Origin of the sequence: Sporosarcina koreensis, assembly GCF_042655825.1 — a bacterium.
GTDB classification, from domain to species: domain Bacteria; phylum Bacillota; class Bacilli; order Bacillales_A; family Planococcaceae; genus Sporosarcina; species Sporosarcina koreensis.
This window is the reverse complement of sequence record NZ_JBHSNP010000026.1, coordinates 134,202-153,439: the sequence shown is the minus strand read 5'-3', so window position 1 is coordinate 153,439 and position 19,238 is coordinate 134,202. Positions and strand designations below refer to the sequence as shown.

Annotated in this window: 16 protein-coding genes, 1 other RNA gene and 1 other annotated feature; of the genes, 2 read left to right on the top strand and 15 right to left on the bottom strand. The window is 47.1% G+C overall.

Annotation, left to right across the window (positions count from 1 at the left end):
• Positions 1-35: 35 nt before the first annotated feature.
• The 9 genes from ACFPTP_RS12340 to cymR all read right to left on the bottom strand — a co-directional run bounded on the left by ACFPTP_RS12340 (position 36) and on the right by cymR (position 9,928).
• Complete coding sequence (locus ACFPTP_RS12340) at positions 36-329, bottom strand: DUF1292 domain-containing protein (protein ID WP_381445312.1); 294 nt, start codon at positions 327-329, stop codon at positions 36-38.
• A gap of 11 nt (positions 330-340) precedes the next feature.
• The gene (gene ruvX, locus ACFPTP_RS12335) at positions 341-760 is read right to left on the bottom strand and encodes a Holliday junction resolvase RuvX (protein WP_381445310.1); all 420 of its coding nucleotides are present in this window, start codon (positions 758-760) and stop codon (positions 341-343) included.
• Positions 757-1,029, bottom strand: a complete 273-nt coding sequence (locus ACFPTP_RS12330; RefSeq protein WP_060206092.1) for an IreB family regulatory phosphoprotein — start codon at positions 1,027-1,029, stop codon at positions 757-759. Before ACFPTP_RS12330 ends, ruvX begins: the two co-directional genes overlap by 4 nt.
• 81 nt (positions 1,030-1,110) lie before the next feature.
• The gene (gene alaS / locus ACFPTP_RS12325) at positions 1,111-3,744 is read right to left on the bottom strand and encodes an alanine--tRNA ligase (RefSeq protein ID WP_381445307.1); all 2,634 of its coding nucleotides are present in this window, start codon (positions 3,742-3,744) and stop codon (positions 1,111-1,113) included.
• Positions 3,745-4,038: 294 nt separating this feature from the next.
• On the bottom strand, positions 4,039-6,492 hold the full coding sequence (gene recD2, locus ACFPTP_RS12320; protein WP_381445305.1) for an SF1B family DNA helicase RecD2: 2,454 nt from the start codon (positions 6,490-6,492) through the stop codon (positions 4,039-4,041).
• A 36-nt stretch (positions 6,493-6,528) separates the two neighbouring features.
• Positions 6,529-7,182 (bottom strand): tetratricopeptide repeat protein, encoded by a 654-nt coding sequence (locus tag ACFPTP_RS12315; protein WP_381445303.1) that lies wholly within the window; start codon positions 7,180-7,182, stop codon positions 6,529-6,531.
• Between the two features lie 11 nt (positions 7,183-7,193).
• Entirely contained in the window at positions 7,194-8,318 is a 1,125-nt protein-coding gene (gene mnmA, locus ACFPTP_RS12310; protein ID WP_381445301.1) for a tRNA 2-thiouridine(34) synthase MnmA, read from the bottom strand.
• 21 nt (positions 8,319-8,339) lie between these two features.
• Positions 8,340-9,482, bottom strand: coding sequence for a cysteine desulfurase family protein (locus ACFPTP_RS12305; protein ID WP_381445299.1), 1,143 nt, complete (start codon positions 9,480-9,482; stop codon positions 8,340-8,342).
• Between the two features lie 26 nt (positions 9,483-9,508).
• Positions 9,509-9,928: a cysteine metabolism transcriptional regulator CymR gene (gene cymR / locus ACFPTP_RS12300; RefSeq protein ID WP_381445296.1), complete on the bottom strand. Its 420-nt coding sequence runs from the start codon at positions 9,926-9,928 to the stop codon at positions 9,509-9,511.
• Between the two features lie 154 nt (positions 9,929-10,082).
• Here cymR and ACFPTP_RS12295 point away from each other — a divergent pair, with 154 nt between their 5' ends.
• Positions 10,083-11,369, top strand: coding sequence for a replication-associated recombination protein A (locus tag ACFPTP_RS12295; protein ID WP_381445294.1), 1,287 nt, complete (start codon positions 10,083-10,085; stop codon positions 11,367-11,369).
• Positions 11,370-11,427: 58 nt separating this feature from the next.
• On the opposite strand, the gene ACFPTP_RS12290 is transcribed toward ACFPTP_RS12295, so the two are convergent.
• The 5 genes from ACFPTP_RS12290 to hisS form a co-directional block, all read right to left on the bottom strand.
• Positions 11,428-12,333, bottom strand: coding sequence for a chemotaxis protein (locus ACFPTP_RS12290; RefSeq protein WP_381445292.1), 906 nt, complete (start codon positions 12,331-12,333; stop codon positions 11,428-11,430).
• A gap of 138 nt (positions 12,334-12,471) precedes the next feature.
• Positions 12,472-13,239 carry a tRNA threonylcarbamoyladenosine dehydratase gene (locus ACFPTP_RS12285; protein ID WP_381445290.1) on the bottom strand — a complete coding sequence of 256 codons (768 nt, stop codon included), beginning with the start codon at positions 13,237-13,239 and terminating at the stop codon, positions 12,472-12,474.
• Positions 13,240-13,461: 222 nt separating this feature from the next.
• A non-coding RNA gene (gene ssrS, locus ACFPTP_RS12280) (6S RNA) lies at positions 13,462-13,643 on the bottom strand.
• A gap of 94 nt (positions 13,644-13,737) precedes the next feature.
• A complete protein-coding gene (gene aspS / locus ACFPTP_RS12275) occupies positions 13,738-15,495 on the bottom strand; it encodes an aspartate--tRNA ligase (RefSeq protein WP_381445288.1) in 1,758 nt (585 codons plus the stop codon).
• A gap of 18 nt (positions 15,496-15,513) precedes the next feature.
• Positions 15,514-16,785 (bottom strand): histidine--tRNA ligase, encoded by a 1,272-nt coding sequence (gene hisS, locus ACFPTP_RS12270; protein WP_381445286.1) that lies wholly within the window; start codon positions 16,783-16,785, stop codon positions 15,514-15,516.
• 65 nt (positions 16,786-16,850) lie between these two features.
• Positions 16,851-17,084: a binding site (T-box leader), on the bottom strand.
• Between the two features lie 117 nt (positions 17,085-17,201).
• On the opposite strand from hisS, the gene ACFPTP_RS12265 reads away from it, so the two are divergent.
• Positions 17,202-18,746, top strand: coding sequence for an SH3 domain-containing protein (locus tag ACFPTP_RS12265; RefSeq protein WP_381445284.1), 1,545 nt, complete (start codon positions 17,202-17,204; stop codon positions 18,744-18,746).
• A 47-nt stretch (positions 18,747-18,793) separates the two neighbouring features.
• Here the strand turns inward: ACFPTP_RS12265 and dtd are convergent, their stop codons facing one another.
• The gene (gene dtd, locus ACFPTP_RS12260) at positions 18,794-19,234 is read right to left on the bottom strand and encodes a D-aminoacyl-tRNA deacylase (protein WP_381445282.1); all 441 of its coding nucleotides are present in this window, start codon (positions 19,232-19,234) and stop codon (positions 18,794-18,796) included.
• Between the last annotated feature and the right edge of the window lie 4 nt (positions 19,235-19,238).

The following is a 19,238-nucleotide window of genomic DNA, read 5'->3' as shown; positions in this document are numbered from 1 at the left end:
AATGGCCTGCACCATTCCGTCCGTGCACATATGGATTATTCTTCGTCCTCGTCTTCAGCAAGGAAAGTGTTCAACATCTCTTCGATCATATCCCATTCCTCATCTGTTTCGATCGGCAATAGTTCGCCGTCTTCGTTGTCTTCAGAAGGAATGAAAGCAGAAGCATGAATTTCCACTTCTTCATCATCGCCCACTTCTTCTTCGCCTAAAATATGATAAAGGACGTATGATTTTCCGAAATCCTCCGACTCGAATGTGAAGATCACTTCACATACATGCTCTTCCCCGTGCTCGTCAACAACTGTCATTGTTTCTTGTCCATGTTCCATTGTTAATCACCTCATCTATTTTTTGAATCAAGATACCCTTGAAGTATCATGACTGCCGCCATCTTATCGATGACCGTCTTCCTTTTCTTTCTGCTGACATCAGCTTCGATCAGCATCCGTTCTGCAGCCATCGTCGTTAAACGCTCATCCCAAAGCAACACGGGAAGGCCAAACGCCTCTTTCAACATGTCAGCGAACTTTTCGGACGCTTCCCCTCTCGGACCGACAGAGTTATTCATGTTCTTCGGATATCCGACCACGAAAGAGGTGACAGCATATTCGCTTACGAGTTCCTGAATTCTGGACATGCCAAATTGGCCGGCATTTTCATCGATTTTAATCGTTTCGATGCCTTGGGCTGTCCACCCAAGCGCATCACTGATTGCTATACCGACCGTTTTGGATCCGACGTCCAATCCCATTACCCTCAATTCGTCTTACCTCCGTTTTCACGGATATAAAACTTCACCAATTCCTCGAGGATTTCATCCCTCTCCAATTTCCGGATAAGGTTCCGCGCCTCATAATGGCGAGGAATATAAGCCGGGTCGCCCGATAAGAGGTAACCGACAATTTGGTTGATGGGATTGTAGCCCTTATCTTCCAGTGCTTTGTGCACATGGAGCATGACCTGTTTCACTTCTTGCTCCATCGATTCTTCAGGAAAGTTGAATTTCATCGTCTTGTCGTATGAATTCATAGTCGACACCCCGCTTTCCAATCGTCCGTTTGCAAATCGGATACCTTTCCCACTTACTCTATACCCGACATCCATTTCCACTTAAACGGATTTGACATAATCATACACGGAATGAAGTGCTTCATCAAGTTTAGAAGCATCTTTCGCACCTGCCATCGCCATGTCAGGACGGCCACCGCCCTTGCCGCCACAGAGAGATGCTACATGATTGACGATTTTACCCGCATGGAAGTTTCCATTTTTCAAATCTTCCGTCACTCCTGCTGCCAATAGAACTTTCCCATCGGAAGCAGCGCCAAGGACAATGATACCTTTACTCACTTTCTGCTTCAATTCATCGATCATTTGCCTGAGGGCATTATTATCTTTCACATCGACTCTAGCTGAAAGGACTGTCACATCATCGATCTGCTGTGCGGATGTAAGAATATCCGTAAGCTGACTGTTTCCAAGTTTGGCGGAAAGCGATTCGTTTTCCCTTTGAAGTTCCTTCATTTCCGTCAAGAAGGAGCCGACTTTTGTGACGAGGTCTTTTGGATTGGACTTCAATAATGACGCAGCTTCTGTAAGAAGCGTCTCTTCTTTTTTAAAGGAATGATATGCCTCTTGGCCTGTGACTGCTTCAATCCTTCTCGTCCCGGCACCTATGCCGCCTTCCGATTCAATCTTAAAGAGTCCGATCGTCGAAGTTGCAGGCACATGGCAGCCGCCGCATAATTCGATTGAATAATCCCCGACTGAAACGACGCGGACGATATCTCCATATTTTTCACCGAATAAAGCCATTGCACCCATTTCTTTTGCTTCACTGATCGGTTTTTGTTCGATTTGGACAGGAATATCCGCCCAAATTTTCTCATTCACGATTTCTTCGATTTTTTCCAGTTCCTCTTTCGTCACTTGCCCGAAGTGGGAGAAGTCGAAACGGAGACGGTCAGGGCCGACATATGAGCCCGCCTGATTGACATGCTCACCAAGAACGGTTTTCAAAGCTTTATGGAGTAGATGTGTAGCTGTATGGTTTTTAATGATCATTTTGCGTGATTCCGCATCCACTACAGCAGTCACTGTAGCTTTATCCGCAATTTCACCGGAACGGACTACAGCAGTGTGCAAATGCTGACCATTCGGAGCTTTTTTGACATCTCTCACATCAACGATGAAGGCATCGCTTGAAATCGTTCCTTTATCTGCGATCTGCCCGCCGCTTTCAGCATAGAATGGTGTACGTTCTAGCATGAACTGGATTTCATCGCCTTCCGAAGCATGTGCAACCAATTCGCCATTATGCAAGAGCGCAATGATTTGAGTCTCACAAGACAATTGATCATAACCGATGAATTCGCTTTTTTCATGGATGTTGCCAAGCACTTCCGACTGAACGTGCATCGAATCGACATCTTGACGGGCAGCTCTTGCGCGTTTCCGCTGATTGTCCATTTCCACATCAAATCCTGCACGGTCGACTGTGACGCCCGCTTCCTCGGCAAATTCCTCCGTTAGCTCGAAAGGGAACCCGTACGTATCATATAGCTTAAATGCATCAGCGCCGGAAACTACCGGATTACCTTCCGCTTTCGCTTTTTCGATGACGCCATTCAAAATCGTCATTCCTTCATTCAATGTTTCATGGAAGCGATCTTCCTCGTTTTTAATGACCTTCATGATGAATGCTTCTTTTTCTTTGACTTGTGGATAGAAATCTTGCATCACTTCCCCAACGACAGGGACAAGTTCATACATGAACGGTTTATTGATGCCCAATTGTTTTGCGAAACGGACAGCGCGACGTAAAAGTCTTCTCAGTACATAGCCCCTACCTTCATTTGAAGGCAATGCACCGTCGCCGATCGCGAATGCAACTGTACGGATATGGTCTGCAATAACTTTAAATGCCGTATCCTTCACTTCTTCCTTGCCATACTTCTCACCCGACACTTTTTCAACAGAGTGGATGATCGGCATGAAAAGATCTGTATCGAAGTTCGTCGGCACTTCCTGGATGACGGAAGCCATCCGCTCAAGCCCCATCCCCGTATCGATGTTTTTCTTCGGAAGCGGTGTATACGTATGATCCGGATTATGGTTAAATTCGGAGAATACTAAGTTCCAAATTTCCAAATAACGTTCGTTTTCACCGCCCGGGTACAATTCCGGATCCGAAAAGTCGTCGCCGAAAGTTGGGCCGCGGTCGTAGAAAATTTCGGAGTTCGGGCCGCTTGGGCCTTCCCCGATATCCCAGAAGTTCCCTTCCAAACGGATGATGCGCTCTTCAGGAATGCCGATTTTGTCTCTCCAGATTGCATATGCCTCGTCATCTTCCGGATGGACAGTTACGGATAGCAAGTCGGGATTGAAGCCGATCCACTTTTCATTCGTCAGAAAATCCCATGCGCGGATGATCGCTTCTTCCTTGAAATAGTCACCGATCGAGAAGTTTCCAAGCATTTCGAAGAATGTATGGTGGCGCGCAGTTCTCCCGACGTTCTCGATATCGTTCGTTCGGATGGATTTTTGTGCGTTGACGATCCGTGGATTTTCCGGGACGACGCGTCCGTCAAAGTATTTCTTTAGTGTTGCGACGCCGCTGTTGATCCAAAGTAGGGATGGATCGTCGATTGGGACGAGTGGCGCTGACGGTTCTTCACTGTGTCCATGCTCTTTGAAGTAATCAAGAAACATTTTTCTAATTTCAGCTGCTGTCAATTTTTTCATTGTACTTCCTCCTTTAAATATTCGGGGAACCAAATAAAAAAATCCCCGCCCCTGTACAAGGGACGAAGATTTTTCGTGGTACCACCCTAATTTACCGACGGAAAGCCGGTATCTCAAGAAGCCATAACGCGGCTAACGGCAAGTGTTAGTTGCTCTCAGGAGTAGCTTTCCGGCAAACGGCCATGGGAATCCTTGCAGCCTTGGGATTCCTTTCTGAACATGGCGGTAGGCGTACTTTCTCCGTCATCGGTTTTTCTATGATACTTTGGATTATAGGGAATTGCCGTCCCCATGTCAATCCATCACTTCCGAAAAATCATAAGGGCTTACCCCTTGCATCCCGATCATCGGGTCGATTCCAAAGATTGTCTCCATCGTCAGCCTATACTCTTTCGGTATTTGTGATGTCTCGTTGATTGGCTCTGAAGGTGACGTTTTTTCCTGATGTTCTTGTGGTGCTCCTGCGATTTCTTCTTGTAATTCGACAGTGGATTCCTTCCGCAGGCGGTCTTTCAATGTCGTCTGCCGTTCCAATTCATCTGTCCGATTGATACCAATTTTGAATTCTTCCGGTTCGCCGCATAGGATGAGAAAGTTCTTTGCTCTCGTAATACCCGTGTATAAAAGATTTCTCCGGAGCATTTTCCTGTATCCTCTGACAACCGGCATGACGACGATCGGAAATTCGCTTCCTTGCGATTTATGGATAGAGCAGCAATAGGCTAGCGTGATTTGATTCAGATCGTTACGCTCATATTCTACTTCGATTCCGTCATAGGAAACAATGAGCATCTCTTTTTTATCGACAGTTTCCTTCGCCTTGATGATGGAGATGACTTCGCCCATATCGCCGTTGAAAACATTGCTTTCGGGTTGATTGACGAGTTGCAGTACTTTGTCCCCGATCCGATAGACGACATCTCCGAAGACGACCTCTTTTCGATCAGGGGCAGGCGGATTGACCATCTGCTGGATCATCTTGTTCAACCCGTCGATGCCGGCCGGTCCTTTATACATAGGGGCCAGTACTTGGATGTTTCGAATATGATGACCTTTTGATATAGCATTTTTCACGACTTGTTCCACAACTTTGAGAATCTGGTCCCCACTCGCCTTAATGAAAGAGCGATCCGTCGTTTTCCGGGTGACGTCATCTGTCCATTTCGCATTTTTAATCATATGGGCCATTTCAATTATTGTCGATCCTGCACTTTGGCGATAAATTTCGGTCAGCTCCACGACAGGGATCTTGCCCGAGTCAAGCATATCTTTTAGAACTTGACCGGGTCCGACTGGCGGAAGCTGGTCCTGGTCGCCGACAAAAAGGATTTGGATGTCGTTAGGCAATGCTTTCAGCAGCTGATGGGCGAGCCAAGTATCGACCATCGACATTTCATCGATGATAACGAGGCGCCCCTCCACTTCCCTGCCGATCGCATCGTCCTTTTCCTGACCATTGAAACCGAGTAGCCGATGAATGGTCATTGCGGGAAGCCCTGTCGACTCGGACATCCGTTTCGCCGCACGCCCTGTTGGCGCTGCTAAAACGATTGGAAAGGTTTCTTCTTTTTCCACATAGACTTTCGGGTCGAGTGAAAGACCGTGCAGCTCAGCATACACTTCCACCAACCCGCGTATGACAGTCGTCTTTCCTGTTCCGGGTCCCCCTGTCAAAATCATCGCTGGTGAATGGAGCGCTTTCTCGATTGCAGCCACTTGGGTTTCGGCATAACTGACGCCAAGTCTCTCCTCCGCTTCACCGATCGCTTTGCGGATTTCAGAAACAGGGAACTTATCGGATAAGTCATTCTCCATGATTCTCTCCATTTTGGAAGCGATTCCGATTTCTGAAAAATAAAGCGTAGGGATATAAAGCCTCTTCCCTTCTCCGCACAGTTTACTTTCCTCAACCAATTCGATGACGCATCCGGAAATATGGTCGAATGGCACCTCTTCCGATTGGCTCGATTCCAACAACCGTTTCACTTCAGGCAACACCGTTTCCGCCATTAAGTAGACATGACCTGCCGATTGGACACCTTGGTTCATCGTGTGGAGAATTGCTGCTTTCACCCGGGAAGGATGCTTACCGGTAATCCCTAATTGCCTTCCCAATTCATCCGCGCGTTGGAACCCGACTCCCTCTACGTCCTCGATAAGCCTGTACGGATTCTCTTTTAACAGTTCGATAACTTCCTCCCGATACGTTTGGTAGATCCGCATTGAAAGCTGGGGGCCGAACCCCCATTCATTCAATTGCACCATGCTCCGTTCCAATCCTAAATTCTCTTGAAGCACAGTGACGAGCGTCTCCTTCCTTTCTTCCGAGAGTTTTGGCACTCGATCAAGAACTGCAGGGTTTTCCAGAATCTGCTTGATGGCATCCTTGCCCAACGTTTTCACGATGGTATCAGCAGTCTTCCTTCCGATTCCAGGAAATAGATCACCGGACAAATAATGGACGATTCCCGTTTCGGTTTCGGGCATCTCTTTCGTGAACGTATGCACATCGAACTGTTGTCCATACGTCGCATGATTGACAAGTCTCCCGGTCAGTCTGTAGTCATCTTCGTTCGCCAAAGGAGGAAAGTTCCCTTTTATGACGATCTCCTTATCCTCATAGCCGCTATTCGTCTTGCTTATTTTCATTTTCACAATGGAAAAGAGATTATCAGGATTGTGGAAAATAGTGACGACAGGCCGTCCGACGATGAAAACCGCTTCATTATTCCCTTTTTCCCCTGCCATACAGCTCACCGCCTTGCATATCCGCCTTTTTGTAAATCAACCCAATTGGATCATATCGTAAATATATCTCGCTTGCGTATGTTCCGGTTCAATCGTATACGCCTTTTCCAAATGGTAAAGCGCGTCATCCTTCCGGTCTGTCGAAACTGCATAAAGCACACCTAAATTGTAATGGGCATCTGCATTCTCATTATCCTTCTCTAAGACAAACGATAATTCCTTCCTCGCTTCTTCAAAGAGTTCCATTTCCGCTAAAAGTATCCCATATGCCAAACGGATTTCAAGATCGTCAGGCGCCAATTCCGATGCTCTTTGGAAATAAGGCAATGCAAGCTTGGATTTATCCGACTGTTTCAAGCTCTTTCCAAGCATGAAAAAAGCATCTGCTTCATTCAAACCGGCGCGAATGGCCCTTTCATAAACGATTGCCGCCTCTTCGAAACGCTCATTCGAATAATAGAGATTGCCTAAGCCATAAAGCGCAGAACCCGCATTTTCATCCAGACTGATCGCTTTCTGGAAGAAGCGTTCCGCCCTTTCTGTATCGCCGGCGGACGCGAAGACGTTTCCTAGGTTGATGTAGCCGACCGGATTTTCCGGCTCCTCTTCCGCTGCTTTCATGAAAGCTTCGATAGCTTTTTCATAATTTCCTTCTTGAAGTGCCTTGATTCCAATTTCATTGTATTCCATAACGTTTCCCCTCATCCTACGTAATCTAGCTGCACGCCATTTTTCAAGACTTTATCAATCGTTCCCCCACCGAGGCACTCTTCCCCGTCGTAGAAGACGACAGCTTGTCCAGGTGTGATTGCCCGGACGGGATCCGCAAATATTACGTTTGCATTGCCGTCGCCAGTAAGTTCAACCTTCACTTTCGTATCCGGTTGACGATAGCGGAATTTCGCTGTGCATTCAAAAGTGTCCGGCAAAGTGCGGGCAGTTGCAAAGCTGATGTTGATGGCGGTCAAGCTGTCGGAATAAAGGGCATCATGATGAAAACCTTGGCCCACTAGCAGCGTGTTATCTTTCAAGTCTTTCCCGATGACGAACCACGGATCGCCCGCACCGCCGATTCCTAATCCATGTCTTTGGCCGATCGTGTAATACATTAAGCCATCGTGCTTTCCGACCGTTTTGCCGTCCATCGTTTTCATGTCTCCCGGCTGAGCAGGCAAATACTGTCCAAGAAATTCCTTGAAATTCCTTTCACCGATAAAGCATATGCCGGTCGAATCCTTTTTCTTCGCGGTCGCAAGCCCGGCACGTTCAGCAATTTGACGAACTTCCGACTTGTCGAGACCGCCGATTGGGAACATGACCTTTTGCAGTTGCTCTTGGGACAGCTGGTTAAGGAAGTACGTCTGGTCCTTGTTCTCATCTTTCCCTCTGAGCATCGCCACGCCTTGATCCGTTTCGACGACTTGGGCATAGTGGCCTGTCGCAAGGAAATCCGCCCCGAGGCTCATTGCATGGTCAAGGAAAGCTTTAAATTTTATTTCCTTGTTACACATCACATCCGGATTCGGCGTTCTGCCGGCTTTATATTCCTCTAAGAAATAAGTGAAGACTTTGTCCCAATATTGCTGTTCGAAGTTAACGGCATAATAGGGAATTCCGATTTCATTGCACACGCTAATGACGTCTTCGTAATCTTCGGTTGCTGTGCAAACACCGAACTCATCAGTATCGTCCCAGTTTTTCATGAAGATGCCGATGACGTCATAACCTTGTTCCTTCAATAAAAGGGCGGCGACAGACGAGTCGACTCCTCCGGACATTCCAATGACTACCCGTGTTTCGGAGATTGGTTTATTTGCAGTTCTCATATCATTTCATCCTTTTTCATTTCATTTCACGAGTCGCTTTATAATTTGCGCCGTTTTCACCGCCGCTTCGCGGACCGCCTGTTCATCAAGCCCCAATCCAAAACTGAAGCGTACCGAGTTTCGCAATTTCGGAGAATCGCTACCCCACATCGCCGATAAGACATGCGATGGCTCAAGTGATCCTGCTGTGCAAGCCGAACCGCTCGAAACTGCAATTCCCGCCATATCCAAGTTGACGAGCAATGATTCAATTTCAGTTCCGGGGAAGCTGATATTCAATACATGCGGCAGTCGGGCTGCTTCATCCGCATTCACTTCAAAATCGATTCCTTCCTGATGAAAGACTTCGGTCAAAATCGTTTTATATCGATCATAGTTACGATGATTTTCTTCCATTTCACTTCGGGCTATTTTTATAGCTTCCGCAAAGCCAGCGATTGCAGGGACATTTTCAGTGCCCGCACGCCTTTTCCGCTCCTGCTCTCCGCCAAATTGAAGCGGCGTTGTCTGTAGTCCTTTACGCTGGTACAGGAAACCGACCCCTTTTGGGCCATTCAATTTATGGGCAGAGGCGCTTAGAAGGTCGACTTGAAGTTCATTTACATCCAAATCCATTATTCCGAATGCTTGGACAGCATCGGTATGAAAAACGGCTTGATGGTCCTTCAATACTTCGCCGATCTCCTTGATCGGTTGGATGGTGCCGACTTCATTATTGCCGTACATGACTGTGACGAGCACCGTTTGGCCAGTAAGCGCAGCAGCTACCTGTTCTGCATTTATCTGTCCATTTTCATCGACCGGCAAATAGGTGACGTGAAAACCACTTCTCTCCAACTCCTTGCAGGAGTTCAATACGGCATGATGTTCAATCGCCGTCGTAATAATATGATTCCCTTTTTCCTTCATTGCAGAGGCAGTGCCGAAAATGGCTACATTATCGGCTTCCGTGCCGCCGGAAGTGAAGATGATTTCATTCGGTTCAGCATGGATTGCCTCCGCTATCACTTTACGGGCATCATCCAGCAATTTACGGGATGACCGTCCAAAGCTATGGATGCTTGAAGGATTGCCAAAAACCGTATCCATTGCTTTCACATATGCCGCGCTCACTTCCGGATGGATCGGTGTCGTGGCGGCGTGATCCAAATATATATTTTGCATAATAAGACTCCTTTATCTGAATAACTTCAAATATAGAACATATATCCGTCAAGATCAGTGGATTCGTCCGATTCCACCAGATCTTTGATTGTCGTTGTATCCAAAACTTCACGAATCGCATCGCCGATACGGTTCCATAATGACTGTTGCGGAACTTTGTCATCGTCGATTCCTTCTACAACCTGAATAGGGCCTTCGAGTAACCTGATGACGTCACCTGCAGTGATCTCAGCAGGTGGCTTTGCAAGTTTATAGCCACCGTATGCACCACGGACGCTTTTCACGATTCCGCTATTTCGCAATGCCGGGATGAGCTGCTCTAAATACGCTTCAGACAAGTTATGCTCTTCAGCGATCCTCCGTAATGGCAAAGGGCCTTCCCCATAATTTTTACCAAGCTCTACTACTACAGTAAGCCCATAGCGGCCTTTCGTAGAAATCCTCATATATAACCAACTTCCTTTTCTCGTCCATTTCAGTCCGTATTTCATCAATACACTTCAAAATATTATAGCATAACTGCCCTAGCGCTTCCTTCAAATGACTTCCGGCTTTGCGTTGTGTATAATAGTGGAACGGATGTACGGGGGAGTGATTTGATTGCATAATGAACCATTAGCATTTCGGATGAGACCTAAAAACATAGACGAAGTTGCAGGACAGCAACATATTATCGGGAAAGACACTGCGCTCTATCGGATGATCAGCAAAGGGCATGTGCCTTCCATGCTGCTCTATGGCGAGCCGGGAATCGGAAAAACGTCTCTGGCATATGCGATTGCAGGTACGAGCCATTTGCCGTTCATCGCACTGAATGCGACAGTGTCAGGCAAAAAGGATGTGGAGCAAGTTGTTGCGGAAGCCCGGATCACGGGGAAAGTCATCTTGTTCCTGGATGAAATCCATCGTTTTAATAAATTGCAGCAAGATACGCTGCTGCCCCATGTCGAAAAAGGGTCCATCGTGCTGATCGGTGCAACGACAGAAAATCCTTTCCACGATGTGAATCCGGCCATTCGGTCGAGATGTGGCGAGATTCTTCAATTGAACCGGTTGGAGCCTGATGACCTTGTTGTATTGATTGAACGCGCCTTGCTTGATGAAGACCGCGGCCTAGGAAAAATGAAAATCGGGATGAATGATAGCCAAATAAGGAAAATTGCTGAAGGTGTAAATGGAGACGCACGAAAGGCGCTCACATTATTGGAATCCATCATCTCCGCAAGCGACGAGGAAGAAGGCAAAGTCATTGTTGAAGACTGGCTGATCGATAATTTGATCGGAAGAATCGGCCTCGTCGGGGATAAGAAAGGATCGCATCATTACAATCTGCTTTCCGCATTGCAGAAGTCGGTGCGTGGCAGCGATGTGAATGCAGCGATCTTTTATTTGGCGAATCTGCTTGAGATAGGTGACTTGATTGCGGTATCGCGGCGACTCCTCGTCATGGCGTATGAAGACATCGGATTGGCGGCACCGGAAGTAGGTCCCCACGTGCTCGCCGCAACCGAGGCGGCAGTTCGGCTCGGCATGCCGGAAGCCCGCATTCCTCTAGCGAATGCGGTCATTGAGATGTGTCTCGCTTCCAAATCGAATTCGGCTTATAAGGCGGTCGACGCCGCCGTGAAAGCGATCAACGATGGAAAAACGGGAGATATCCCTCTCCATTTACGGGATACCCATTATGCAGGCGCCGCGGAACTCGGCCATGAAGGGTACCGATACCCTCATGACACACCAATCGGAACATTCGGAGGCTGGGTGAACCAGCAGTATTTACCGGATAAAATTAAGCAAGCGGAGTTTTACGAACCCGTTCATGCAGGCGAAGAAAAAAGGCTGGCGGGCATATATGAGCGGTTGAAGGAATTCAGGAAGGAAAAATAAAGAGACTGAAGAAAATAAAGCACCTCCCTCGAGAAAAAAAGGGAGGTGCTTTCATTTTTCACAGAATATACTTATCCATTTTAAGGACGAGTTCTGCAATTTCCGGTTTGCTCACTTGGTCGTTGGCACCGACATTGATGCCTTTATGCTTCAGCTCGTCAGTGATCAATGAAGAGAAAATGATGATCGGCAGCATCGCAAGTTCATTATTTGCGCGGATCCTTTTCGTAAAGTGGTGCCCATCCATTTGAGGCATTTCGATATCAGTGATGATCAGTTGGATTTCATCGGACACCTTTTTACCTTCGGCAACCAGACTTTCCAAAAACGCCAGGGCGTCTTTCCCGTTTTCAAAAAACTCGATATTTCCGTAACCAGCCTCTGTCAATGTATCGCTCAATAATTTCCTAAGCAACGGTGAATCCTCTGCAAGAAGGATTTTTTTATTGGACCTTTCCCTTACGCCTAGCTTCTTTACTTGTTCGACTTGGATTCCGCTATCGGGGTTGATATCGACGACGATTTTTTCAAAATCAAGGAGCAGAAGCATGTCATTTTCCCGTTTGATGACTCCGATGACTTGGGAGGCGTCTCCAGAATAAAGATCCGAAGGCTTTTCAATCTGATCCCAGGATACCCGATGGATTTGTGCGACTTCGTGGACATGGAAGACGACTTCCTGTTTGTTGAATGCAGCTACGATATATTTCCCTTCGTTTTTACCGATCGTTTCCGGCAGACCCATCACTTTTTCCATGTTGATTACAGGAAGGACCGCTCCGCGGAGCTGGATGATTCCTTCAATGGAGGGGTGTGCATGCGGGATGATTGTAATTGGTGTAGGCAGGATGATTTCTTTTACTTTGATGACGTTGATGCCATAGCGGTTCTGGCCCATTTGGAATTCGACGATTTCGAGCTCGTTCGTTCCACTTTCGAGTAAGATTCCGTCCTGTTTTTGCAATGGTTTCAGCCCTTCCGATTTATACTATGTAATGCATAAGTTTTATGATTTTTTACCTATGTGATAATTGTATCAGGTGAACCGTAATGGAACAATACAAAAAGCTGCTTTCCCGAATTACAGGAAAACAGCTTTACATTACTTCTTGTCCTTTACTCTTTCAATGTGGATGTCTTTTACGATGTCGTTGAGTACCCAGCTTGCGCACACTAAGCCTGCGACTGATGGGACGTAGGAATTTGAAGCGGGCGGCATTTTCGCTTTTCGGATTTGCGCATCGGGTTTACCGACCGTATCTACGACGTCTTCCCTGACGACGATTGGGCTTTCATCGGAAAATACGACAGGAACGCCTTTTTTGATTCCTTCTTTTCTTAATCGTAGTCTGATTACTTTTGCTATCGGATCTGTATGCGTTTTGGAAATGTCCGCGATTTGAAAACGCGTTGGATCGAGTTTGTTTGCGGCACCCATGCTGGAAATGATTTTGATGCCTCGCGCTACACATTCTTTAATCAAATGGATTTTATAGCTGATTGTGTCTGATGCGTCGATAACGTAATCAGGCGTATAGCTGAAAAACTCTTCGTACGTCTCTTCCGTATAGAACATATGAAGTCCGATAACTTCGCAATCTTTGTTCACGTCATGAATCCGTTCTTTCATTACTTCCACTTTGGATCTGCCGATTGTCGATAATGTTGCAACGAGCTGGCGATTGACGTTTGTAATATCGACCGTGTCTTTATCAATGAGGATGATCCGGCCGACACCGCTGCGGGCGCAGGCTTCGGCTGCAAATGAACCGACGCCGCCAACGCCTAGTATCGCAACAGTCGTTTGACGCATCAAATCGACGCCTTCTTTGCCGATGGCCAGTTCATTCCGGGAAAATTGGTGTAACAATTGGATTCCGCCCTTCTCTAAATCAATTACGCCTCGGCGTAATTGCGTCCAGATTTTGAATTGCGCTTGCGCAATTAACTCCCTTCAAAATCTGTGACATCCGCCGGAGGCTTCATCTTCATTCAGGCATCTTCTGCTGAATGAAGATGAATCAAAACAAAACCCCTCCGCAACAACGCCAGAGGGGAATATAGTCTACCAAATGTTTTTGAAATAATAGGAACGAATCCCAAATGTGCCGTCTTTGTAGTATCGTTTTGAACCCGCACTCAGCAGGTGGGTGCTCCATCCGTCTTTTCTGAAGTCCCTCATTAGGGCATTCCATCCAAAACAGAATGACAGCTCCCTACGATAAATATGTTCGGTCAAAACTGATTTGCAAGAAACGAACACTTCAGGATTCGTATTAATTGTATCCTACCACACTTAAGAATTGCGTTCAATGATTTTACATCAGCAAATTATCACAATTATCTTTCAAGTACTTGTCCGTTCCACTCATTTCGACTGGATGGAAATCCCTAATTCGGTAAGTTGTGAGTTATCTACGCTGCTCGGCGCTTCTGTAAGCAGGTCACTGGCACTCGCAGTCTTCGGAAAAGCAATTGTATCGCGGAGATTTGTCGAACCGGATAATAACATGACGATCCGGTCCAATCCGAATGCGATACCTCCGTGCGGAGGCGTGCCATATTCAAATGCATCAAGCAAGAATCCGAATTGCTCGCGTGCTTCATCCCCGGAGAATCCAAGCGCCTTGAACATCTTCTCTTGGACATCGCGTTGATAGATCCGCAATGAGCCTCCTCCTAGCTCAAAGCCATTCAAAACGAGGTCATACGCTTGGGCTTTGACATTGCTAGGATCTGATTCAAGACCATTAACATCGGCTGGCATCGTGAATGGGTGATGGGCTGCATAATACCGCCCTTCCTCTTCGTCATATTCGAATAATGGCCATTCTGTCACCCAAAGGAAATTGAATTGTGTTTCATCAATGAGATTCAAATCTTTACCGAGTTTCAACCGGAGTGCACCCAACGCATCCGCGACGACCGATTTCTTATCGGCCACGAATAACAGAAGGTCACCCGCCTCCGCGCCTAGCGAACGTGCCAATGCTTCTCCTGCTTCACCTTCAAAGAATTTAGCGATCGGCCCTTTCAAGCCTTCCGCGTCAACTTTCAACCAAGCAAGCCCTTTGGCTCCGTAACGTGAAGCAAATTCACCAAGCGCATCGATATCTTTGCGGGAATAATTGTCCGCTGCGCCTTTCACATTGATCGCCTTCACTTGCCCGCCTGATTCAACAGCGCCAGCAAATACTTTGAAAGAAGAATCCTTCACGATTTCAGACACGTCCTGAAGCTCCATGCCGAAGCGTGTATCCGGCTTATCTGATCCGAAACGTCCCATTGCTTCCTCATAAGGCATACGCTTGAATGGAGTATTGATGTCAATTCCTTTGACATCCTTCATCACTTTTTTCATAAGACGCTCGTTCAATTCCATAATGTCTTCAATGGACATGAAGCTCATTTCCATATCGATTTGAGTGAATTCAGGTTGGCGGTCCGCACGGAGGTCTTCATCACGGAAGCAGCGCGCGATTTGATAATATCTGTCGAATCCTGACACCATGAGCATTTGCTTGAAAAGTTGAGGGGATTGCGGCAAAGCGTAAAATTCACCAGGGTGTACACGGCTCGGTACAAGATAGTCCCTCGCCCCTTCTGGCGTAGACTTCGTCAGAATAGGAGTTTCCACTTCAAGGAACCCTTCCTCATCCAAGAAATTACGGACAGTCTTTGTAATGTCGGATCGCATTTTAAATACACGCGCCAATGCCGGACGACGGAGGTCCAAGTAACGGTATTTCAATCTGAGCTCATCATTGACATCCGTTTCATCTTCCAGCATGAAAGGAGGCGTTTTCGCTTCATTAATGATGTTCACCTTTTCCACATGCACTTCAATTGATCCGGTTTTCACTTTCGGGTTTTTTTGCTGTTCTTCACGTTCAACGACATTCCCAGTCACTTCAAGAACATATTCATTGCGTACCGTTTCAGCGATTTCAAGCGCCTCTTTGGAGAAATCCGGGTTGAAGACGACTTGAACAATCCCTTCACGGTCCCGCAAATCAATGAATATGAGACCTCCAAGATCCCGTCTTCTTTGTACCCAGCCTTGTAATGTGACCGTCTGGCCAATGACTTCCTCTGTCAATTGTCCGCAATAATGTGTCCTTTGCATATCGTTCATCAACCTTCCTTATTTCAACTGTTCTTTAATTTTTTCAATTATCATTGTATCTTCTATTTTTTCTTGGGAGCCTTCAGCCATATTTTTCAGCTGCACCACATTCCCATCAACCTCATCTTGACCGATAACGATGACCGCCTTTGCATTGAATCGGTCCGCCGATTTCATTTGGGCTTTCATTTTACGGTCCATATAATCCATGTCCGCCCGGATGCCGGCATTTCTAAGTTCATTCAACAATTTGAAGCCTTTCCGGTGTGCCGACTCCTCAAGAGTGACGATATAGACATCGAGTTCCGCTTCCTGTGTAAACGACTTCCCTTCCGCTTCGAGCGCTAACAAAAGGCGTTCGATGCTCATTCCGAAGCCGATCCCCGGCGCGTAAGGACCACCGATTTCCTCTGCCAAGCCGTTGTATCTGCCTCCGCCGCAAAGTGTTGTAATTGCCCCGAAGCCTGATGACGTACTCATGATTTCAAACGCAGTGTGATTGTAATAATCAAGACCGCGGACCAAATTCGGATCAAGCTCGTAAGCAATGCCCACATCGTCCAAATAGCCCTTCACCTGTTCAAAATAGGCCGCAGATTGTTCATTCAAGTAATCGGTCAATGACGGTGCTGTCTCCATCAAAGGATGTTCGCGGTCCACTTTGCAGTCGAGGATACGGAGTGGATTTTTCTCGAGACGCGATTGGCAGTCACTGCAGAATTCGCCGATACGCGGTGTAAAGTGTGCAACGAGTGCATCCCTGTGTGCATTCCTCGATTCACGATCTCCCAATGAGTTGAGGACAAGCTTTACATCCGTCAAACCTGCTTGCTTGTAAACGTCCATTGCCAAAGCGATCACTTCGGCATCAATTGCCGGGTCAGCGCTGCCGATCGCCTCGACACCGAACTGGACGAATTGACGGTAACGGCCAGCTTGCTGCCGCTCGTAGCGGAACATTGGGCCTTGGTAGTAAAGTTTGACAGGCTGATCGGGATAACCGAACATTTTATTCTCGACGAATGAACGGACGACTGGAGCTGTCCCTTCAGGTCTCAATGTCATTGATCGGTTCCCGCGATCCGTAAACGTATACATTTCTTTGGTTACAATATCGGTAGTATCCCCAACTGTCCGTTGAAACAATTCGGTCTGTTCGAAAATTGGAGTTCTGATTTCCTTGTAACGGTAATTGTCGCATAAATTACGGATGATCGATTCGACTTTCTGCCATTTCCACGACTCGGAAGGCAGGATGTCCTGTGTCCCTCTTGGCACCTTGAAATTCATTTGACTTCCCCTTCTTTCGCTCTTTTTTCCCGGAAAACTAAAAAAAGCCCCCATCCCTTGTCTTAACAAGGGACGAGAGCTTATATCAGCTTCCGCGGTTCCACCCAAATTGGCACAAATTACATGCCCACTCGTACCCGGATAACGGCCGGTTCCGTCCGCACCTACTGAAGAAGCCTGTTCAGCACGGAGCCTCGATGGTGTTGTTCACTATATCCGTCTGTAAGGTGGATTTCAGCCACGTCCACCTCTCTCTTGTCAGCCAGCGATACAATTACTTTCCATGTCTACGGCGATTTGAAGTTTAGAATTAAAACTAATCTTAGCCATTCATTCACGAAGTGTCAACCTTTTTCATTTCAGTATGGTTTTTTCTTCACAAAACTTCTACAATGGAAAAAAGGGAGAGTGATAGTTTGTCGAAATTTAGTAAATGGGTTCTAGCTATCATCCTTTTCGCTTCCATAGTTTACGAGATGCCGACAATTTCCGCAAAAGGCGAAACGGTCATCATCAATACGAAATCGCTGAATGTACGTTCAGGTCCCGGACTTACCTATCCGGTCACCGGTTCCATGAAAAAAGGGGAACGCGCGGAAGTGCTCGCGACGTCAGGAGATTGGCATGAAATCAGATTCGGTTCCGGCAAGGGCTGGATCGCTTCATGGCTCGTCATAAGCGAGGGAGCGAAGGAAGCTGTGGCAATGACTGCCGTCTCGAAAGTGAATGCATTGAATATCCGGACCGAGCCTTCATTAAACGCAGCCGTCATCGGGCAACTGAATGCTGGTGAAGCAGTGGTGATGACAGGCCGGCAAGGAGAATGGGCTTCCATCGTCAAGAACGGCATGGAAGGTTGGGTACATACCGATTACATTACTGAAATTCAGCAAAGTGAAAATGGACAAGCCGGTAAAGCAACTAAGCCGGATGTGAAAAATCCGCCTGGCCAGTTCACGGTATCGGTCGATGCGCTGAATGTCAGGAAAGCTCCGGGTTTATCGTCTAAAAAGGTCGGATTGATCCGGAAAGGGGAATCTTATCCGGTCGAAGAAACTGACGGGAACTGGGTCCGTCTTACATTAGGCAAGAAAGCATCCGGATGGGTCTATTCATTCCACGGTACGCTTGGGGCGAAAAGCGAAACAGGCGGCAACTCGGATGTTGTCAGCAATAAAAAAGTGACCGTATTGACGAACGGGACGAATATCCGATCCGCTGCAACGACCTCTTCGTCGATCGTTACAAGAGCAAATGCCGGGGAAAAATTGACGGTCATTGGGGAAGATGGCGAATGGTACAATGTTTCACTTTCATCTGGTGAGACAGCCTTTATTGCCAAGTGGGTCGTATCAACAGGCGACGTCTCAATTGCTGTATCGTCAGAAACACAGAAGAAAAAAGCTAGAGTGCCCGGCACATTAAAAGGACTCACAATCGTGGTCGATGCGGGGCATGGCGGTAATGATCGAGGCACCACGGGCTTGCAAGGAACCGATGAGAAACTGCTCACATTGATGACTGCTGAATTATTGTCCGCTAAACTCAAAGCTGCGGGAGCCAATGTTGTCATGACGCGTGAATCAGATACGTATGTCGCGCTGCGAAAGAGGGTCGCTGTCAGCCTGCAATCGGATGCGGACGCTTTCATCAGCCTCCATTACGATGCGAATCCTGACACTTCAATCACAGGATTCACGACCTATTACACCCATGGCAATCAAAAATCGTTAGCCTCCTCCATTAATGGAGGACTAGCCTCGACTATCAGTCTGCGGAATCGCGGGACGCAGCCAGCCAACTTCTTGGTCTTACGGGAAAATCGTCAAAACTCCGTCCTTATCGAATTAGGCTTTTTATCGAATCCATCCGAGGAACGGGTCCTCACGACTGAAATGTTCCGAGAACAGGCAACACACGGGATTTATCAAGGTCTTATCGATCATTTTGATACAAAATAACAGAAAAAAACGCAGCCCTGTTTTATCAGGCGCTGCGTTTTTATGCCTCATTTCGATTCAATTATGATTGTCACTGGACCGTCATTGACGAGACTGACGTCCATCATGGCGCCAAATACTCCAGTTTCAACAGTCAAGCCTTGCTCCCGCAGCGCTTCGTTGAAATAATTCCAAATGGGTTCCGCTTTGTCCGGTCTTGCCGCTTCAATGAAACTTGGGCGGCGACCTTTTCTTACGTCGCCATATAACGTGAATTGGGAAACGGAAAGAATCTCGCCTTCCACCTCATCGATAGATCGGTTCATCTTCCCTTCTTCATCCTCCCACAGACGAAGTCCAGCGACCTTCTTCGCAATATAGTCCGCATCCTGTTCCGTATCGTCGTGAGTAATTCCGACGAGCAGGACATACCCCTTCCGAATGGCTCCAGTTACTTCGCCATCTACCGTTACAGAAGCATTGCCGGACCTTTGTAATACGACTTTCATGAAA